1 protein-coding gene is annotated in these 4,604 nt (G+C 76.2%); it reads left to right on the top strand.

Translation table 11 applies throughout. The features are described 5' to 3' along the window. Positions 1-4,604: type I polyketide synthase (locus EEJ42_RS33890; RefSeq protein WP_123105901.1), on the top strand; the 4,604-nt coding region annotated here is incomplete at both ends.

Here is a 4,604-nt window from a genome sequence, read left to right as displayed (position 1 = left end):
CCGGCGCGCCGCCGCCACCACGGTCGCGGGCGCCCCGGGCGGGGCGCTGGCCGACCGGCTGGCCGGGAAGCCCGACGCCGAGCGGGCCCGCATCGTCCTCGACCTGGTCCGCGCGCAGATCGCCGTCGTCCTCGGCCACGACAGCGGCACCGCCATCGACCCCCGCCGCGCCTTCACCGAGCTGGGCTTCGACTCCCTGGCCGCCGTCGAGCTGCGCAACGCGCTCGGCGAGGCCACCGGGCTCCGGCTCACCTCCACCCTGATCTTCGACCATCCGACCCCGAGCGCCCTGGCCGACCACGTGCTCGAGAAGGTGCGCGGCGCCGCACCCACCACCGCCCCGGCGCGGACCACCGTACGGGCCGCGGCGGACGAGCCCATCGCGATCGTGGCGATGGCCTGCCGCTACCCCGGCGGCGTCACCTCCCCCGAGGAGCTGTGGCGGCTGGTCGCCGACGGCACCGACGCGATCGCCGGCTTCCCCGAGGACCGGGGCTGGAACATCGAGGAGATCTACCACCCCGAGCCCGGCCGACACGGCACCACCTCCACCCGCGAGGGCGGCTTCCTCTACGACGCCGCCGAGTTCGACCCCGCCTTCTTCGGCATCAGCCCGAAGGAGGCCCAGGCGATGGACCCGCAGCACCGCCTGCTGTTGGAAACCGCCTGGGAGACGCTGGAGCGCGGCGGCATCGACCCGCACTCCCTGAAGGGCAGCGCCACCGGTGTGTTCGCCGGGGTCATGTACCACGACTGGGCGCCGCCCTCCGGCTCCGTTCCCGAAGACCTCGCGGGCTTCACCGCGGGCGGCGGCCTCGGCAGCGTCGCGTCCGGCCGCATCGCGTACACCCTCGGATTCCAGGGCCCGGCGGTCACCATCGACACCGCCTGCTCGTCCTCCCTGGTGGCGATGCACTGGGCGATGCAGGCGCTGCGGCAGGGCGAGTGCACGCTCGCGCTGGCCGGTGGCGTCACCGTGATGGCCACGCCCGAGACGTTCATCGGGATGAGCCTCCAGCGGGGCCTCGCCGCCGACGGCCGCTGCAAGGCGTACGGCGCGTCCGCCGACGGCACCGGCTGGGGCGAGGGCGCCGGACTGCTGCTGCTGGAACGCCTGTCGGACGCGCGCCGCGCCGGACACCCGGTGCTCGCGGTGGTCCGCGGCTCCGCCGTCAACCAGGACGGCGCGTCCAACGGCCTGTCCGCGCCCAACGGCCCCGCGCAAGCGCGGGTGATCCGGCAGGCCGTGGCCTCCGCGGGCCTGACCCCCGCCGACATCGACGCCGTCGAGGGCCACGGCACCGGCACCACCCTCGGCGACCCGATCGAGGCCCAGGCGCTGATGGCCACGTACGGGCAGGAGCGCGGCGCGGACGGCGCACCGCTGTGGCTGGGGTCGGTCAAGTCCAACCTGGGGCACACCCAGGCCGCCGCCGGGGTCGCGGGTGTGATCAAGATGGTGATGGCGATGCGGCACGGGGTGCTGCCCCGCACCCTGCACGCCGACACCCCCTCCCCGCACATCGACTGGACCGAGGGCGCCGTCGAACTCCTCACCGAGGCGAGGGAGTGGCAGGTGGCCGGCCGTCCGCGGCGCGCCGCGGTGTCCTCGTTCGGCGTCAGCGGCACCAACGCCCATGTGGTGCTGGAGGAGGCGCCGCCGCCCGGCCCGCGCGAACCGCGCGGCGAGCGGCCCCCGGCCGTGCCGCTGACCGTGTCGGCGGCCACCGCCGAGGCGCTGCGCGCCCAGGCGGCGCGGATCGCCGCCCACCTGCGCGACCACGACGGCGTCGACTGCCTCACCGGTGAGGCACTCGACGCCACCGGTGAGGCAGTCGACGCCATCGATGACGTACTCGACGTCGCCGCCTCGCTCGCCCGTGGCCGCGCCGCCCTGGAACACCGGGCCGTGATCGTGGACGGCGACCGCGACGGACTGCTCGCCGGGCTCGACGCGCTGGCGGCCGGGAAGACGCCCGCCTCCGTCGTCCAGGGCGTCCAACGCGGCGACCCGCGCGCGGTGTTCGTCTTCCCCGGGCAGGGCTCGCAGTGGCCCGGCATGGGCGTCGAACTGCTGGAGCACTCACCGGCCTTCGCGACCCGCCTCGGCGAATGCGCCAAGGCCCTCGAACCGTACGTCGAGTGGGACCTGCTCGACGTGCTGCACGGCGCGCCCGGCGCACCGCCCCTGGAGGCCGTCGACGTCATACAGCCCGCGCTGTGGGCGGTGATGGTGTCGCTGGCCGAGGCATGGCGCGCCGCGGGCGTCGAACCGGCCGCCGTCGTCGGCCACTCCCAGGGCGAGATCGCCGCCGCCTGCGTCGCCGGTGCGCTGTCGCTGGAGGACGGCGCGCGCGTGGTCGCCCTGCGCAGCCGCATCATCCGCCAGGACCTGGCGGGCCGGGGCGGCATGATGTCGGTGGCCCTGTCCGCCGACCGTACGTCCGGGCACCTGGCCGACTGGGACGGCCGCCTCCAGCTCGCCGTCATCAACGGCCCCGGCTCCGTCGTCGTGTGCGGCGATCCGCAGGCCCTGGACGAGCTGCGCGACCGGATGGACGCCGAGGGCGTCCAGACCCGCCGCATCCGCGTGGACTACGCGTCCCACTCGGTGTTCGTGGAGGAGATCCGCGACCGGCTGCTCACCGAGCTGACCGGCCTGACCCCGCGCACCTCGGACGTCCCGTTCTACTCCACCGTCACCGCGGGGCAGCTGGACACCGCGGGACTGGACGCCGCGTACTGGTACACCAACCTGCGGCAGACCGTCCGCTTCGAGGAGACGACGCGGGCGCTGCTCGCCGACGGCTTCGAGATCTTCGTGGAGGCCAGCCCGCACCCGGGCCTGCTGGCCGGGCTCGGCGAGACCGCCGATTCGGCCGGGGTGCCCGCCACCCTCGTCGGCACCCTGCGCCGCGACGCGGGCGGCCCGCGCGAGTTCCTCACCTCGCTGGCCGAGGCCTACGTACGGGGCGCCACCGTCGACTGGGAGACCCAGTTCGCCGGAACCGGAGCCCGCCGCGTCGACCTGCCCACCTACCCCTTCCAGCGCAAGCGGTACTGGCTGCCCCTGCAAACCGACCACACCGGCGACGCGCGCGGCGTCGGCCAGCTGCCCGCCGACCACCCGCTGCTGGGCGCGGCGGTGCCGGTGGCCGGGGCCGGGGGAGTGCTGCTCACCGGGCGGCTGTCGCGCGCCGCCCAGCCGTGGCTCGCCGACCACGCCGTCGGCGACACCGTCCTCTTCCCCGGCTCCGGCTTCGTCGAACTGGCCGTCCGCGCCGGCGACGAGGTGGGCCGGGGACGCGTGGAGGAGCTGACGATCGAGACGCCCCTCGCCCTCCCGGCGCGCGGTGGCGTGGCGATCCAGGTCGTCGTCGGCGCCGACCTGCGCACCGTGTCGATCCACTCCCGGCCCGACGACGCCCCCGCCGACGCCGCCTGGACCCGCCACGCGCAGGGCACGCTCGCCGACGCCGCACCGGAACCCGCGCCCGACCCCGCGCCGTGGCCGCCACCGGGCGCCGAACCCGTCGACCTCACCGGCTTCTACGAGCCGCCCTCCGCCGACGGCCCGGTCTACGGGCCCACGTTCCAGGGGATGCGCGCCGCCTGGCGGTCCGGCGACGAGGTGTACGCGGACATCGCGCTGCCCGAGCAGGCCGCCGCCGAGGCCGCGCGGTTCGGGCTGCACCCGGCCGCGCTGGACGCCGCGTTGCACGCCACCGCCCTGCTCGCCCCCGACGACGGGCGGGTCACGCTTCCCTTCGCCTGGACGCGGGTCGACCTGCATGCCTCGGGAGCCGCCGCGCTCCGGCTGCGGATGACCCGGCTGGGCGAGGACGAGGTGGCGCTGCGCCTCACCGACACCGCGGGCCGCGCCGTCGCGTCCGTCGATTCGCTCGTCCTGCGCCCGATGGCCACCGGCCACCAGCTGGGCGCGTCCCACGACGCGCTGTACGAACTCGCTTGGACCCCCGCCGTGTTGGGCGAGTCCACCCCTGTCCGGACGGTCGTGCACCGCTGCGCGGGCGGCACGACCGCCGAGGCCGTGCACACCGAGACCGCGGCCGCGCTGGGCGTCCTCCGGTCCTGGCTGGAGGAGGACCGGGACGACGACGCCACGCTGGTGGTCGTCACCCGGGGCGCGGTGTCGGTGGACGGCGAGGACGTCACCGATCTCGCCGGGGCCGCGGTCTGGGGGCTGGTCCGCAGCGCCCAGACGGAGAACCCGGGCCGCATCGTCCTCCTCGACATCGACCCCTCCGATCCCTCCGGCTCCTCGGACGCCGAGCCCGAGCTCGGCGCGGCGGTGGCCACCGGCGAAGCGCAGCTCGCCCTGCGCTCCGGCACCCTTCACCGGCCGCGCCTGACCCGCGTGGCCGCCGACCGACCCGGCACCCCCGCCACCGTCTTCGGCGACCGGCCCGGCACCGTGCTGATCACCGGCGGCACCGGCACCCTGGGCGCTCTGGTCGCCCGCCACCTGGTCACCGCCCACGGCGTCACCGACCTGCTGCTCACCAGCCGCCGCGGCCCTGCCGCACCCGGCGCCGACGGCCTGGCCGCCGACCTCACCGCGCTCGGCGCCCGCGTCGAGGTGG

Source organism: Streptomyces botrytidirepellens (genome assembly GCF_003721215.1).
GTDB lineage: Bacteria > Actinomycetota > Actinomycetes > Streptomycetales > Streptomycetaceae > Streptomyces > Streptomyces himastatinicus.
The sequence above is the reverse complement of the archived record's forward strand: the minus strand, read 5'-3'. Positions and strand labels throughout refer to the sequence as shown.